Genomic DNA, 1,244 nt, shown 5'->3' on the forward strand with positions numbered 1-1,244 from the left:
GCATTAACCACTTTATTATCAGGTGACACTTCCAATTTAGACCAGTAAGCACCAAGGTATAAATTAAAGTTATTCATATCCATGATATTGGCAATTTTATAGGAGGTGTGGATCGTGTGAACATCATATTTATCAGGCGAGGTTAATATCCCAGAGGTAACTACCCCTGCATTTGCACTGTTGAAATATTCGATATCATTGTGTGCGTAAATATAACCAATTTCAAAATTTCGCCATAAGATATTAGCCCCGGCACTGAAGTTCTTCTCATTGGTTGCATCCATATAAGCTGAGCTCAGATTAGCGACAATACCATTCTCAGGATCTTTATCCTGATTATTCCAAGTGAATGTTGCCCCATAGCCATTACGTTTCGATTGGTCCTGAAACTGGCCCTGATCATCACGATAACCATAGGCATTACTGATAACGTTACTTTCCATTGCTATAGCCGCAGAAAGGCTATCTTGTTTCCACGAAATCACCGGACGAACATATGCCACATTTTTTTCATTTTCCAGCGTATTACCATGATAAGTATTATTGGCAAATAACGTGGTTCCGTCTTTTAGAATGGTGTTAACTTCAAAATACCAGTTACCCAGAGTTTTACTGACCAGGAAGTTACCCCCATTGTTGCTGCGCCCACGGCCTTCTTTCATCATATAGATGTAACCATAGCCATCACTGTAAAGATCATTCGCGGTATTACCTGAGTGTTGGACAAACGTATCCTGATTCAGTGGGAACATATCATAGGCTTCAAAGCGACCGACTTTCACCTTCCAATCTTTCTCATGACCAAAGAAGAAGGCTGCATCATCGAGGTTCATATGACCACCAATATCAGCCAGTGGCTGTACAGTGAAACCCGCGAAATTGCCATTACTCATACGTCGATAACCATCCAGACCGATCAGTATTCTGCCATTAATATCCCATTGCTCTCTGCTCCCCGCTTTCCAGTCTTTATTTGCACTGGTGCGTAGAGAAGTGAGCTGCCCACTTTTACTGGCAGCATCCATATTAATCTCAACATCACCGTATAATTTCAGATTCCCTTGCGGGGTCTCCCAGGACACTTCAGCGAATACAGGCAATGATAAAAGACTGGTAAGTCCAACCAGTATAAACTTATTCATAATAACCATCTCTATTTAGGATAATGTGAACTAAAGTATTAGGCTCTTAAAATAAAGGCGACACTCAGCCAACCCATTTTTAAAGAGTTAAGTCGGAGGCCA

General features: G+C 41.2%; 1 protein-coding gene. It reads right to left on the minus strand.

What is annotated here, in order from left to right; all coding sequences use genetic code 11:
- Positions 1-1,151, minus strand: a 1,151-nt coding sequence (locus V1952_RS21920; protein WP_420075558.1) for a carbohydrate porin, incomplete at its 3' end; no start/stop codon positions are given.
- Positions 1,152-1,244 lie beyond the last annotated feature (93 nt).

The sequence above is a fragment of the Yersinia sp. 2542 StPb PI genome, from assembly GCF_048593855.1.
GTDB lineage: Bacteria > Pseudomonadota > Gammaproteobacteria > Enterobacterales > Enterobacteriaceae > Yersinia > Yersinia enterocolitica_E.